13 protein-coding genes are annotated in these 13806 nt (G+C 67.6%); 6 read left to right on the top strand and 7 right to left on the bottom strand.

Annotated features, from left to right (window positions below):
• Positions 1-55 precede the first annotated feature (55 nt).
• Entirely contained in the window at positions 56-1582 is a 1527-nt protein-coding gene (locus OG584_RS32855; RefSeq protein ID WP_405783309.1) for an MFS transporter, read from the bottom strand.
• Between the two features lie 194 nt (positions 1583-1776).
• On the opposite strand from OG584_RS32855, the gene OG584_RS32850 reads away from it, so the two are divergent.
• Positions 1777-1986 (top strand): hypothetical protein, encoded by a 210-nt coding sequence (locus tag OG584_RS32850; RefSeq protein ID WP_405783308.1) that lies wholly within the window; start codon positions 1777-1779, stop codon positions 1984-1986.
• A gap of 50 nt (positions 1987-2036) precedes the next feature.
• On the opposite strand, the gene fabG is transcribed toward OG584_RS32850, so the two are convergent.
• The gene (gene fabG, locus OG584_RS32845) at positions 2037-2837 is read right to left on the bottom strand and encodes a 3-oxoacyl-ACP reductase FabG (RefSeq protein ID WP_405783306.1); all 801 of its coding nucleotides are present in this window, start codon (positions 2835-2837) and stop codon (positions 2037-2039) included.
• A 1124-nt stretch (positions 2838-3961) separates the two neighbouring features.
• On the opposite strand from fabG, the gene OG584_RS32840 reads away from it, so the two are divergent.
• From OG584_RS32840 to OG584_RS32820, 5 genes are all read left to right on the top strand, one after another.
• The gene (locus OG584_RS32840; protein WP_405783304.1) at positions 3962-4756 is read left to right on the top strand and encodes a BTAD domain-containing putative transcriptional regulator; all 795 of its coding nucleotides are present in this window, start codon (positions 3962-3964) and stop codon (positions 4754-4756) included.
• 107 nt (positions 4757-4863) lie between these two features.
• The gene (locus tag OG584_RS32835) at positions 4864-5982 is read left to right on the top strand and encodes an MFS transporter (RefSeq protein WP_405783303.1); all 1119 of its coding nucleotides are present in this window, start codon (positions 4864-4866) and stop codon (positions 5980-5982) included.
• A gap of 111 nt (positions 5983-6093) precedes the next feature.
• Positions 6094-6789, top strand: a complete 696-nt coding sequence (locus OG584_RS32830) for a 4'-phosphopantetheinyl transferase family protein (RefSeq protein WP_405783301.1) — start codon at positions 6094-6096, stop codon at positions 6787-6789.
• On the top strand, positions 6786-8789 hold the full coding sequence (locus OG584_RS32825; protein ID WP_405783300.1) for an acetoacetate--CoA ligase: 2004 nt from the start codon (positions 6786-6788) through the stop codon (positions 8787-8789). Before OG584_RS32830 ends, OG584_RS32825 begins: the two co-directional genes overlap by 4 nt.
• A 20-nt stretch (positions 8790-8809) precedes the next feature.
• The gene (locus OG584_RS32820) at positions 8810-9301 is read left to right on the top strand and encodes a MaoC family dehydratase (protein ID WP_405783299.1); all 492 of its coding nucleotides are present in this window, start codon (positions 8810-8812) and stop codon (positions 9299-9301) included.
• A gap of 51 nt (positions 9302-9352) precedes the next feature.
• On the opposite strand, the gene OG584_RS32815 is transcribed toward OG584_RS32820, so the two are convergent.
• From OG584_RS32815 to OG584_RS32795, 5 genes are all read right to left on the bottom strand, one after another.
• The gene (locus OG584_RS32815; protein ID WP_405783297.1) at positions 9353-10369 is read right to left on the bottom strand and encodes a zinc-binding dehydrogenase; all 1017 of its coding nucleotides are present in this window, start codon (positions 10367-10369) and stop codon (positions 9353-9355) included.
• A 23-nt stretch (positions 10370-10392) separates the two neighbouring features.
• A complete protein-coding gene (locus tag OG584_RS32810; RefSeq protein WP_405783296.1) occupies positions 10393-11199 on the bottom strand; it encodes an alpha/beta fold hydrolase in 807 nt (268 codons plus the stop codon).
• Positions 11200-11202: 3 nt separating this feature from the next.
• The gene (locus tag OG584_RS32805; RefSeq protein WP_405783295.1) at positions 11203-11487 is read right to left on the bottom strand and encodes an acyl carrier protein; all 285 of its coding nucleotides are present in this window, start codon (positions 11485-11487) and stop codon (positions 11203-11205) included.
• A gap of 67 nt (positions 11488-11554) precedes the next feature.
• Positions 11555-12997, bottom strand: coding sequence for an NAD(P)/FAD-dependent oxidoreductase (locus tag OG584_RS32800; RefSeq protein WP_405783294.1), 1443 nt, complete (start codon positions 12995-12997; stop codon positions 11555-11557).
• Between the two features lie 203 nt (positions 12998-13200).
• A complete protein-coding gene (locus OG584_RS32795; protein WP_405783293.1) occupies positions 13201-13791 on the bottom strand; it encodes a TetR/AcrR family transcriptional regulator in 591 nt (196 codons plus the stop codon).
• Between the last annotated feature and the right edge of the window lie 15 nt (positions 13792-13806).

Below are 13806 nucleotides of genomic sequence, written 5' to 3'. Positions count from 1 at the left end.
GCCGATTCAACGCCGCGCGACAGCAAGTAGCGGGAGCCGTGCCACAGGGGCGAACTCACTTCTCCGGGGCAGGGAGGGGTTCGCTGTGCAGGAGGGCGTCGAGCTCGGTCTCCAGAGGAGTGCTGCCGTGGGGGACGTGCGCCTTCTGCGGGTTGGTCCCGCGGGCCGCGACGGCGGTCGCGGCCACGGCCATGGGAATGGCGACGAACACCGCGGCCGTGCGCATGCCACCCGGTCCCGAGAGCAGCAGGGCGATCAGGGGCGGTCCAAAAGCTCCGCCGGATTTACCGACGGCCGCGGCCCACCCGCCCGCGGTACCCCGGATGGCCGTGGGATAGACCTCGGCCGTGTACGGCCCGAGCAGTGCGATGACACCGGCGCTGCCGGCGAACAGCAACATCACGGCAGTCAGGATGAGGGGGCGGCTGCCGTTCGTTCCGATGCCGGCCAGGGCAAGGAGGGCTGTGACGGTGAGGGCTCCGTAGACCACCATGGTGCCCTTGGCCGACCAGCGCGTGTACAGCCAGGCCGCCGCCGCGCAGGTGGGAATGGACAGCAGGGACGAGATGAACAGCAGCGTGGCGGCGGACATGCCGTGGTTGCCGGATGCCGCCAGCAGACCGGGCAGGAAGATGATGAAGCCCCAGTAGACCAGTCCCCAGGCCAGTGCGTATGCACTGACGACCAGCGTCCTGGCCATGTGCGGCCGTTGGAACAGGGCGGAGGCCGGGACACGCTCGGGCCGGGTCATACCCGCGGTGAAGGCCGCTGATTCGGGGATCCACCGGTTCAACGCGATCAGCATCAGCACCAGCGGGAGCTGGGCGAACCACAGCATCCGCCAGCCGGCCAGCGGTACGAGCAGTGCCGCCAGCCCCGATGCGGCCATGTAGCCGCCGGTGGTGGTCAGTCCGGCCTGGAGCACCATGATGGCCGCACGCCTGCCGGGTGGCAGGCTCTCGGTCATCAGGGCGTAGACGACGGGCAGCATGCCGCCGGCCGCCATTCCCATCATGGCGCACATGATCAGGTTGCCGCTGAAGCTCGGCATGGCGCCGCACACGGTGGTGCCGAGGAAGAGCAGGGATGCGATAAGGATGGTGGCCCGGCGGCCGATACGGTCCGCGGCCCGGCCCCACACGAGGGAGCCGACGACGGTGCCGGTCAGCGCCACTGTGGGAAGCCAGGCGACTTGAGAAGCACTGAGATGGAACTCGTCGCGCATGCCCGGGGAGACGAAGGCCAGAGTCGCCGGTTTCATCTGGTCGACCATCAGGGCGAAGCTCAGGACAGCGACCAGACGGCGGCGCTTCGCCGTGGTCAGTGGGGCCGGCGGGAGATCGACGGTGTGACCTGTTCCGGCCGGACGCACCAGAGCGAGCCCGGCGGCCACCACGCCCACAGCGATCAAGATCATCGCCGCCCACATCAACGGAGACATACCCATCGTCGACATGTCGAAGTGCATGGGCGCGGCATCGATGAACATCCACAAGTGTTCGGCGACGCCGGCGCAGATGAGGGCCACGCCCGTCCAGAACAGTACGGGCCGCGGTATGAGGGAAGGTTGTGGTGCGGACATCGTCAACTCCTCGCTGAAAGCCGGCCTTGAGGCACCGACGGAACGCGGGGCCGTGATCACGCGCGCTGGCTGCGCCGGACACCTGCGGCCGAGGACGCGTCGGCAGATCAAATCGCCCACGAAGTGCTCGCTCGGCACGACACCGGTGATTTCACTCCGGCGCTCGGCGGACAGCGGTTCGCCCTCACAGCCGAATGGCGATCACCGCGTCTGCCGGCAACCTCCCCGGCGATTCGGACCAGGACCGTGAGCGCGCCGCACCCCCGTTGGCCGACGGCGCCGCGCCGTGCACGGAGTCACCGGTCGAACCACCATGGCCGGCCACGACCATGCGGCTGGAGAGAGACGTGCCCACCGGGGTGGTGGAGCACGAAGCGGAGATCCACCGCGAGGCCTGGCGGTGACACTGCATGTGTCCCGTGACCGGGCCGGTCGCCCATGGTCGCGCAGGACGTCACAGGGCCGCACCGCCGTCCACCCGTATCACCTGCCCGGTGATGTACGCCGCGCGGTCCGAGAGGAGATAGGCGACCAGTTCGGCAGTGTCCTCAGGGCGCCCGAACCGCTTGAGCGGGATGCGCTCCAGTATCTTCTCGCGCATCGGTGCGGGGATGTCCTCCATCATCTGCGTCTCGGTGATTCCTGGAGCGACGACATTGACCCGGACACCGTGAGCCGCGACTTCCCGCGCGAGCGACTTGCTCATGCCGATGATGCCCGCCTTGCTGGCAGCGTAGTTACTCATGGTCACGAAGCCGCTCAGGGCGACGATGGAGGAGATGTTGACGCAGGCCCCGGACTTACGACGCAGGAAGCGGTACAGCACCGACTGGCACACGTTCCACGTGCCGGTGAGATTGGTGTCGATGACGTCGTCCCAGGACTCACCGGCCAGCAGCGGCATAGAGCCGTTCCTGGTGATGCCCGCGTTGTTCACCAGCGCGGTGACGGGACCCAGCTCGCTCTCGGCACGGGCCACCATCTCCTCGACGGCGTCGCGGTCACGTACGTCGCATGCCGTGAACAGCGCGCGGACACCCAGAGATTCGACCTCCTCCTGGGTCGCGCGCGCCTCCTTGCTCTCGGACCGGTAGCAGCCGATGACGTCGTACCCGTCCGCGGCGAGCCGGAGGGCGATACTCCGGCCGATACCCCGGGCCGCCCCGGTCACCAGGGCGCAACGCCGTTCGTCCGGCTCGCCTCCCGCGTCTCCCGTGGCGGCCTGTCCGGCCTCGGCGAAGTCTTCGTTGGACAAGGTTTCTCCCCGGATCGCGGCGCTGTGGCACCCCAGGAAAGCATCAGTCCATAAAGGGCCACTTAATTCCCCGACCGCGGTAACTCGGCGTCCGCCAAGCGGCGTTGTGGGCAGGCATCGGCCACCGTCCCACACGAGCCGGTCCGGTCGCCCTGGCCCGGGGAACCGTTCGGAGGGAGCAAACCACACTCCCTCGGGGGCAGAGTCCACCGGCAGAGCAGGACGACTTCAGCCGTGGCGATGATCACCGTAGCGAGAACCAGGATCGACAGCACTTCCCGGCAGACGATGCGCCATCAAATGACTGCTCCATTCCTCCCGCCCTTCTCAGCCCTGTTGCGAACTCGTGATCGAGCCGACGCCAAACAGGAATAAGCACAACCAAGCCCAACAGCGCTCAGCGCGGGGAGAATCGGAGCTGCATCCGCAGGAAACTTGCGCCTGCACTCCGGACAGCAGAAGGCTTCACGAGAGTGGCCCCGATGAGAACTTCGGCATTTATTTCACCGAAAACCCGACCGCCCCATCGCGAGGGTAAATTTCATGGACCAAGAATGCGGCAGAACGAAAGAGACAGCGGACAGCTCTTCGCCGGTGCACTCAATCGAGGTTCGAACCACTCGGGGACCCCGCACGGCCCGTCATGCCGTACGGAAAGGCCACCCGAACCCCCTCCGAGCACCAAAAGCCGCACACCGTCACCATCCTGTGGCATCCCACCCCCGGCCTTCACGCGAACGGTCCTTGCTAAAGACTTACTTAACCGCAGCCGCCGCTCCTGCTATACAACCCGGCAGTAACCACCCGGATCCGTTTACCAGGATTTAGCGATACCGGCGGGCACCAGTGCCCGAATCCGGAAATCTGTCCGAATCTTCACGTGAGCGCGCCCCCGAATCCCTGTTCAAGTATTTAGCTAAATATCGTGACAAAGGCATATTAAGGACACGTTGGGAAAGTCATTTTACATCACGGCCCATTCGCCGCAGTTGATCAGATCACTCGATGCGGGTTTTAAAGGGCTTGACGCCACCCATACCTCCATTCATGATTCCTTTGGCTTGCCGCACTAACGCGTCACCTCGGCATGGATGACCCCTTCGGAAATCAAGGTGAGGGTGCGTATGAGGTTTAGAGTTCTGGGCCCGATAGATATGGAGACCGACACCGGCGAGACTGTTACCCCGCAGGCTCTCAAAATCCGGTCATTACTGGCCCTGTTCTGCATGCATGCGGGCCACGTTGTCTCCCCCGCGCGTCTCGTGAGCGCCTTGTGGGCCGGGACACCCCCGCGCACAGCGGCCACCGCGCTTCAGGTCTATGTCTCCAAGCTGCGTGGCCAGTTCGCCCAAGCAGGTGCGAGTCCCACCCTCATCACCACCACCTCATCCGGCTACACCATGCGACTCGACGGCCACTCGCTCGACCTCACCCTCTTGGAAAGAAGCGTGGCCAAGGCCCAGCAGGCGATCGACAACGAGCGGATCCTGGATGCCACCCAGCTGCTTTCCCAGTCGCTGGGGCTCTGGCGGGGCACCGCTCTCGCCGATGTGCGCACCACCCCCGCTCTGGAGGGCTACGCCCAGCAGTTGGACGAGCGGCGCAACGCCCTGCGCGAGCAGAGACTCACCCTGGAACTCCGGCTGGGCCGCCACAGTCAGCTCATCGGCGAGCTCTACGGTCTCGCGCAAGAACACCCCATGTGGGAGAACGTGCACGCCTGTCTCATGATCGCGCTCTACCGCAGCGGGCGAATCCCCGAGTGTCTGGAGGCGTACAAACAGATTCGCCGGACACTCCAGGACGAGTTGGGCATGGAACCCTGTAACCGGCTGTGCAACCTGCATCGCGCGATCCTCGCCCGGGAGCCGTGGCTGGACGACCACCGCCGGCCGCTGTCCTCCGCGTACGCCGCGTGAACGTCGCCGGGCGCCGTCGCCCGGGGCGGCCGGGGTCCGTGGAACGGTCCGGCCATCCCGGGGACCGAGGCCGCCTTCCCTTCGCGGCAGCCGCATACATCCTCTTCGTGCTGACCGTGGGCACGAACATGCCGACCCCGCTGTATGCCCGGTACCAGATCGAGTTCGGGTTCTCGCCACTGGTGGTCACCCTCGTCTTCGCGGTGTACGCGGGAGCACTGATCCCCACGGCCATGCTCGCCGGGGCTCTGACCGACCGCATCGGGTACCGCCGTGTCGCCGTGACCGCCGTCGTGCTCGCGGCGACCGCGGCCGCCCTGTTCTGCCTCGCCGACGGCGTCGCCTGGCTGTTCGCTGCGCGGGCGCTGCAGGGCATCTCGGTCGGCGCCGCCTCCGGCGCACTCACCGTGGCCCTGGTCGAGACGGAACCGTCGGGAGAACGGGCGCGGGCGTCCCTGCTCGCCTCCGTCATGATCACTGGTGGAGGCGGGATCGGCCCGGTGCTCTCCGGGTTCCTCGGACAGTACGCACCGCTACCGCTGCGTCTGACCTACCTCCTCGAACTGGCGTTGCTCGCCGTCGCGATGGCGGCCACCACCAGGCTGCCGAGACAGACCCGCCCCGGTGCCCGGCGCTTCCAGCTGCCCCGCATCCCGGCCACACTCCGGGGGCGCTTCGCACTCGCGTGCGCCGTCAGCGTTCTGGGATGGGCCGTGGTCGCGCTCTTCCTCGCCATGGTCCCGTCGTACGCCACAGCGATCATGCACCGCCACGATCTTCTCCTGTCCGGCACGGCCGGGGGCTTGTTCCTGCTGTTCGCCGCGGGCATGCAGTACGCACTGGCCCGCGGGGGCACCGTGACCTCGCCTGCAACGGGTCTCCTCCTGCTCACCGCCGGCCTGGTGATGCTGGCCGTCGCCGGGGGCACCCGCTCGCTCTGGTTACTCCTCGCGGCCGCCGCGTGCGGCGGGGCGGGACAAGGCATCACCTTCATGGCCGCGCTGGCCAGGGTGAACGAGCTGGCGCCGCGGAGTTCCCGGGCCGAGGTGCTCTCCGCCTTCTACATGATCACCTACCTCGGCGTCGGGCTGCCCGTCATCGGCGTCGGCTTCCTGGCCGCCGCCACCGATCTGCTGACCGCCGTCGTCACCTTCTCGGTGGTAACGGCCCCGGCGTGCGTCCTTGTTGCGGCCAGAGTGCGCGCCACCTGGGCCGACACCGCTTGAGGGACAGGTAAGTGCTGCTTAAGCGAACGCCGTTAGAGTGCACCGCTGTCACCCGGTCCATCACTACGCCGCCCGCCCCCGCGACGCACCACCACACCGAGGCGATCGTCCATGGCTACCACAGGCCGCGACACACAACTGCTGGGCGAGTACCACGCGTTGGGCTATCCCGTACAGGTGTGGACGGCACGTGCCCCCCTCCCGCGCAGTGCACGTTTCGCGGCGTACACGGCAGAACTGACCCCGGACGAACACTCGCAGGCCGGCCGGATCGGCACCGGCGCCGCGCGTGCCCAATACGTGACGGGTCGCGCCCTGGCGAGACGGGTCCTCTCACGCCACGTCCGGGCGCCGGTATCGGACATCCGCTTCGGGGCCACAGAGGAAGGACGTCCGTTCCTGGCCGATCCCCCGTTTCCGGAGCTCGACTTCAACCTCTCGCACTCCGGGCGGCTGACGGTCCTGGCCGTGACTCGGGGGTGCCGGGTGGGCGTCGACATCGAACAAATGTCGGTGGAGCGGGACTTCCCCTCGATCGCGGCGGGCTTCTTCTCCCGGGACGAGTACGAGAGCTGGTCCGCGGCCGGCACCGCGGACAGGACCGCACTCTGGTACCGCACCTGGACCCGACGCGAGGCCTATGTGAAGGCCACCGGCGCCGGACTGCGCGACATAGCCGATGACCACCACGGTCGCGGCTCGGCCTGGGCCGACATTCCCCTGGAGCCGGCACAGGGCCATGTCGGCTGCGTCGTGCTGATCCCGCCTCCACCCGCCCCTTCACTCCGCGAGGTGAAACCGACATGAATTCCGACACCCCTCTGTGGTCCCCGCCCCATGACATTCTCGACCGCTCGCGCATCGGCGACTACGTGCGCTGGCTGGACCGCCACCGCGGCCTCCGCTTCGACGGCTACCCAGAATTGTGGCAATGGTCCGTGACCGACCTGGATGGCTTCTGGTCGTCCCTGTGGGAGTACTTCGAGGTCACGCCGCAGACCCCCGCCACCGCGTTCGTCGACGCGCCTGCCATGCCGGACGTCCAGTGGTTCCCCGGGGCGCGGCTCAACTACGCCGAGCGTGTCCTGAGCATGCCGGGCGTCGCGGGACCGACTCCCATGGTGTTCGGGCACTCGCAGTCACGGGAGCCCGTCGTGCTCACCGCCGACCAGCTCCGTGACCAGGTCGCGCGGGCGCAGCACGGACTGCGCGGCCTCGGGGTGGGGCGCGGGGACCGGGTCGCCGCCTATCTGCCGAACATTCCCGAGGCCCTGGTGCTCCTGCTGGCCTGCGCGAGCCTGGGCGCCGTTTTCTCCTCGTGCGCTCCGGAGTTCGGCGCGCGTTCCGTGCAGGACCGCTGGCGTCAGATAGCCCCGAAGGTCCTGGTGACCGTAACCGCCTTTCGCTCCGGTGACCGGCTCGTCGACCGCTCGGCGGACGTCGCGGCGATCCGCGCCGCGCTGCCGAGCCTGACGCATACCGTGTCCGTGCCCTATGCGGGATCCAGCGTCGAAGCCGCTGTGACCTGGGACGAACTGCTCGCCGAGCGGGGCGGACTCGGCTTCGCGCAGGTGGGCTTCGGCCACCCGCTGTACGTGCTGTACTCGTCCGGGACGACCGGGCTGCCCAAGCCCATCGTGCACGGCCACGGCGGCATCCTCCTGGAACATCTGAAGATGCTGGCCCTGCATCACGACCTGGGCCCCGGGGACCGCTTCCTCTGGATCACCACCACGGGCTGGATGATGTGGAACTACCTCGTCTCCGGCCTCGCCGTCGGCAGCGCGCTGGTGCTCTTCGACGGGAACCCCACGTACCCCGGCTTCGCTTCCCCCTGGCGCCTCGCCGCGGATTCCGGGGCGACGTACTTCGGCACCTCGGCTCCGTATCTGATGGCCTGCCGAAGGGCCGGGATCGCTCCGTGGCGTGACCTGGACCTGTCACACCTGCGGGGCATCGGTTCGACGGGCGCGCCCCTGCCGGCGGAAGGGTTCCGCTGGGTGTACGAGGCGTCGGCCGACAGCGGGGCGCCTTCCCCCATGCTGACGTCCTTGTCGGGGGGCACGGACGTGTGCACCGGCTTCGTCGGCGGAGTTCCGCTGCTGCCCGTCGTCGAGGGTGAGATCAGCTGCCGCTGCCTGGGGGCGAAGGTCGAGGCGTACGACCCGGCCGGCAAGTCCGTCATCGGCCGCACCGGGGAACTCGTGGTGACCCGGCCGATGCCCAGCATGCCTGTCGCCCTGTGGGGAGACACCGACGGATCACGGCGCCACGCCGCGTACTTCGCCAGGTTCGCCGGCGTGTGGCACCACGGCGACTGGATCAGCGTCAGCGACCGGGGCACCTGCGTGATCAGCGGGCGCTCGGACGCGACTCTGAAGCGCGGTGGCGTGCGCCTGGGAACCGCGGAGTTCTACGCCGTTGTGGAAGAGGTCGACGAAGTCGCCGACTCCCTCGTCGTCCACGTGGAGGGGGCGGAGAGTGGCGCCGACAAGCTGATGCTCTTCGTCGAGCTGCGCGGGGAGCACACCCTCGACGCGGGGCTGCGCCGACGGATCAGCAATACGCTGCGCAGCACACTCTCCGAGCATCACGTCCCGGACCACATCGTCCAGGTTCCGGCCGTCCCCCGCACGCTGTCGGGCAAGAAACTGGAGGTGCCGGTCAAGCACATACTCGCCGGCGCCGACACCGAATCCCTGGTGGCCCGGGGCGCTTTGGCCAATCCCGGATCGCTCACCGCCTTCGAGAATGCGGCGATCCGCTACCGTACGCGTAATCGTCCACAGAGCCTGACCGAGCCGTGACTCCGCGTGAGAGGGAACCCATGACGACGACCACTCCGGCCGCCACCGACAACTTCGCTGCCCCCATCGAGGACCGTTACTTCGAGGACTACGTGCCGGACACCGTGCACGTATTCGGCAGCATTACCCTCACCGAGCAGGACATCCTCGAATTCGCCGGACGTTTCGACACCCAGAGCTTCCACACGGACCCCGCGGCGGCGCAGGCCGGACCGTTCGAGGGTCTGATCGCGAGCGGCTGGCACACCGCGGCCGTGATGATGCGCCTCTACGCGGACAACTACCTCAGCAAGGTCGCGTCGCTCGCTTCCCCGGGAGTCGACGAGATGCGCTGGCAGCGACCGGTGCGGCCGGGCGACACCCTTTCGGTCCGGGCCACGGTCGCCCGCGCCCGGCTCTCCCGTTCGAAGCCGGACCGCGGCCTGGTCCACACCGACGTGGAGGTACTCAACCAGCACGGCGAGACGGTGCTGACGATGACCATCATGAACATGCTGCAGCGCCGGCCGTAGCGGCCTGAGCCGCTTCGGGCCCGAGCGTCGCCCGCCCGCGCTGCCGTGCCGTCAGGCGAACGTCAGCACGATCTTCCCGATGTGCCGTGCACCCATCATCTTCCGGAACGCGCCGTCGGCCTGCTCCACCGGAAACGGGGTGTAGGGCAACGGTGCCAGCTCTCCCGAAGCGAACAAGGGCGCCAGCTCTCCCAGGAGTTCGCCGATGAGATCCGGGCAGCGTTCGACCAGCAGCCTGAGGTCCACGCTGTGCATGCTGAGGCTGTTGCGGAAGGGACCGAGGCCGAGGGCGGCGTCGGCCATGATGTCCCGCTTGCCGATCTCCACGAACCTGCCGCGGATCCGGAGCAGCTCCAGGCTGCGGCGCAACAGCTCTCCGGTGAGGGAGTTGAGGACGACGTCGACGCCCTCACCGCCGGTGGCCGCGAGTGTCTCGTCCCCGAAATCCGCGCTGCGGGAGTCCATGACATGCCGGACGCCCTGCCCATGCAGATACGTTCGTTTGTCGGGAGTTCCAGCAGTCGCGAGCACGTCGGCTCCCCGCAACCTCGCGACCGCCAGCGCCGCCGAGCCCACTCCGCCGGTAGCGGAGTGGATGAGGAGACGCTCTCCGCGCTGGAGGCCGGCCATGCTGACCAGGCCGTACCAGGCCGTGAGGAAAGCGACGGGCACCGTGGCGGCCTGCGCGAAATCCATGTGGTCAGGCACGGACATGACCGACGTCGTCGGCACGTTCACCTCGGACGCGAAGGCCCCCTCGACGACGGCCGCGACCCGGTCACCCTCCTCGAACGCCGTCACCCCCGGACCGACCGCGGTGACCACGCCGGCGCACTCCATTCCCGGTTTCGGGGAGTTGTCGTAGTACGCCGCGGAGAGGCCCATCGCCGTCAGTACGTCGCTGAAGTTGAGGCCTGCGGCGAACACCTGAACGGTCACTTCACCCGGCCGTGGCGGTTCCGACTGGATCGCGGTCATCTCGAAGTACATCTCACCCGGGCGGCGTTGACACAGTTCTACGCGGGTGTCCCGGGGACTGTGGGCCGCCGTCGAATTCAGGCGTTCCATGGAACCCTCCTTGATGAACGCCGTCATACGACGGCGCGGAAGAAGTCGACGAGGATGCGGTTGACCTCATCGGGGCGCTCGAGAAACCCGAAGTGTCCGCACCCTTCGAGCAGTTCGAAGCGGCAGTCCGCTATCGCATCGGCCACCGCGCGCGCCATGGCGGGTGGCATGACGATGTCGTGAGCGAACGCGAGAACAAGCGACGGGCACCGGATGCCGCGCAGCCCCAGCAGCCGGTCGCTCGTTACCGTGGCCTCGTATTGGGCCGCGAACCCCTCCCCCCGCTGCGGGAAGAGGGTCAGCGTCGTCAGCCAGTCCGCTGCGAACTTGTCGTCGGCCAGGCTCGCGGGGGCGAACAACTGGCTCATCGTGGCCGCAGCCGAGAACTCCACGGGCACTGCGTCACCGGCCCGCATGGCATCCGCGCAGCCCCGTGCCAGCCTGTCACGGAATACGTCCGACCGGCCCCGGGTCGCCAGGAGCGCGAGCCCGCCGACCAGTCCGGGGTGTTCCACGGCCAGGTCCTGAGCGATCATCGCGCCGATCGAGACTCCCGCCACCAGGCAGGGGGCGATACCCAGCCAGCGGATCAGCTCCGCCGTGTCAGTGACGAAGTCGTCGAGCGAGTAGGGGCCCGGAGGGACGTCGGAGGGTGCGCTCCCGCGGAGGTCGAAGGTGATGACCTGAAATCCGGCCCGTACGAGATCCGGAACCTGGTACCGGTCCCAGACGGCTGCCGGTGACGCGGCCGGCCCGATCAGGAGTACCGGGATTCCCTCACCCTGAACGCGGTAGACGAGCCGGACTCCGTTGACTGTGGCCGCGGGCACGCTTCAGCCGACTTCCGTCACCGTGGCCGGCGCGGCTGCCGGGGCCGGTTCTGCCGGCCCCTGGAAGAACTTCTCCTGAATCGTGCGCAGGGTCTGGAAGTCCTCCGTTTTGAGCTGTCGCCGGTCGATGGCCTGTCCGCTGGCCCGTTCGACGATGACGACGAACTCGATCAGCGAGAGGGAGTTGACCAGCCGGGTGTCGAACAGGTCGAGGTCGGGGTCGATATCGTCGAAGTCCGGGTTCTGCTCGTAGATCCACTTCATCACCTCGGGTGGCAGCGTGGACATGCTTGCTCTCCTTCTTGTGGTTGGGGTGACAGCGGGGCGGCGCCCTTGAACTCCCGGAAGTCCGGGATCAGCGGCCGGCCTCCGCACGGTCGCCGGCGGGTGCGTCCGCCGGGCGGGCACGTTTGACACCGAGGACCGGGTGCGTGACCAGGTACAGACCCGAGGCTTCGTCGTAGAGATCGCTGGGCTCGATCCTGAGCGCGTTGAGATTGGCGGTCTGCCCCTCCGGAGCCTTCTCATCGGCGCGCTGACGCGCCTGTTCCGCCTCCTCGATCAGCTCCGGCATGGCGTTCGTGCCCCGCGGGTCTGCCGCGTCCCTGAGGTCGCTCAGCCCCGCTGAGATCTCGGCGAAGGCTCCGTTCGGGCGGTCGTACCGCTCCTTCTCGCGGACCAGGCGCTGAGCGAGCCAGAAGTAGCTTTCCGTGCCCTTGTACTGCTCGTAGACCCCCGACACCAACACGATGAGGCGGGCGTAGGCGTTGCGGAACAGGGACTCGTAGAACCCCATCGCTTCGCGCTCGCTGATCTGTTCGCTGTCGGCGCCGATCACGGATGCGGCAGCGAGGACCGCGCTGTACATCGCCAGATGCACTCCTGTCGACAGCAGCGGGTCGAGGAAACACGCGGCGTCGCCGACCAGGAAATAGCCAGGGCCGCAGAAGCTGTCTGCCACGTAGGAGTAGTCCTGCTCGACGCGCGTGGGCCCGGTGAATTCGGCTCCCGCCAATTGGCCGCGTACAGTCTCGGATTCCTGTACAAGACTCAGGAGCATCTCGTCGTCGGATGCGAATTCCTTGCGCCGCTCGCCGAAGCGGTTCTTGTGCGTCACGAACCCCACGCTGAACTTTTCGTCCCGCAGGGGGATGACCCAGAACCAGCCGTCGGGCGTGGAAACGACGTTGAGGCCACCCGGGGGTGTTCCCTTCAGCAGCTCGCCACCGTCCCAGTATCCCCAGATCGCGACGTTGCGGAAGATCTCGTGGGCGCGGCGATTCCGGAAGTGCTGTGCGGCGAGCACTCCCGAACGGCCGGAGGCGTCGACAAGGAAGTCGAACTCACTCACCCGCTGGGCGTTGCCGTGCTTCGTGTCCACCCACTCCGCGGCGACCGGACGGTCACCGTCGAAGACGACCTTCTTGACATGAGCGCCCTCGACGACCTCGACACCCTGCTCCTGCGCGTGCCGCAGCAGGAGCTCGTCGAACTCTGCGCGCTCCACCTGCCAGCCGCGCACGTCCGGGCCGAAGAGCTCCGCCCAGTCGATCGTCCAGTCCTCGGCACCCCACCTCAGCAGAGCACCCCGCCGACTGGTGAATCCGGCGGCGTCCACCTTCTCCAGGACACCGGCGATGTCCATCATGACGCGGCAGGACGAGGTGAGCGATTCACCGACGTGATATCTGGGGAATGTTTCCCGTTCCAGCAATGTGACGTCGATACCGGCACGAGCCAGCAGCATCGCTGTGAGGGAACCTCCCGGCCCGCCGCCTATCACCAGAACATTCGACATCGATGATCCCCTCGCTTCGCATGGGTGTCGGGAAGGGTGCCGACGACACACAACCACGCGGTGGTTAAGAGACGGCCTCATCGCCTCTAAAGGCGTGCTTAACCTCGCTGTTGCGGTTGGGGCGAGGAGGCGTTGTCGATCGCCGGCTGTCCTGTGGGCGGGTGTTTTCACTGCTCGGGCATCGCGGCGTTCCGGGACAGCCCTTAGCTCCGGGCATGCAAGGCGTGCGAGAGCGCGCTCATGCTGATGTCGATGACCGTGCGGAGCTGCTTCTGGCTCGCCCTGGTCCTGCTCATCACGGCCAGCGACTGGTTGACCGCCATTATGTGAACCGCGAAGTCGTCGGCATCGCCTTCGGCCAACCGCGCGGCGTCCAAGGCGGTCCGCAGCCGCGCATGCTGAAAGCCCAGAGCTTCGATCGCGCGGGCCGCGATGGTGGGGCTGAGCACCGGCGCCGCCATTGCGGTCTGGGCGATCAGGCATCCGTCGGGTACGTCGGGGTCGGCGATGCGCCGCAGGGTGACTTCGAAGAACGCCCGTACCGCCTGGAGCGGTTCCTCGGACGCACGTGAAAGCGCCTGGTCGTACCTGTCTCCGTACCGCGCGGCGTAGCGGTCCAGGCAGCGCAGGTAGAGCGAGTCCTTGTCGCCGAACGAGGAGTAGATGGAACTGCGGTTCAGTCCGGTCGTCCTGGTCAGGTCGTCGAGAGACGTGTCGGCGTATCCGGCCCGCCAGAACTGGACCATCGCCGCGTCGAGCGCGATGCCCACGTCGAACTGCTTCTTCCCGGCCATCACGCGTGCACCTCG

The organism is Streptomyces sp. NBC_00859 (genome assembly GCF_045161865.1).
GTDB lineage: Bacteria > Actinomycetota > Actinomycetes > Streptomycetales > Streptomycetaceae > Streptomyces.
Note: the sequence above shows the minus strand (reverse complement) of the source record. Positions and strands in the feature narration are given on the sequence as shown.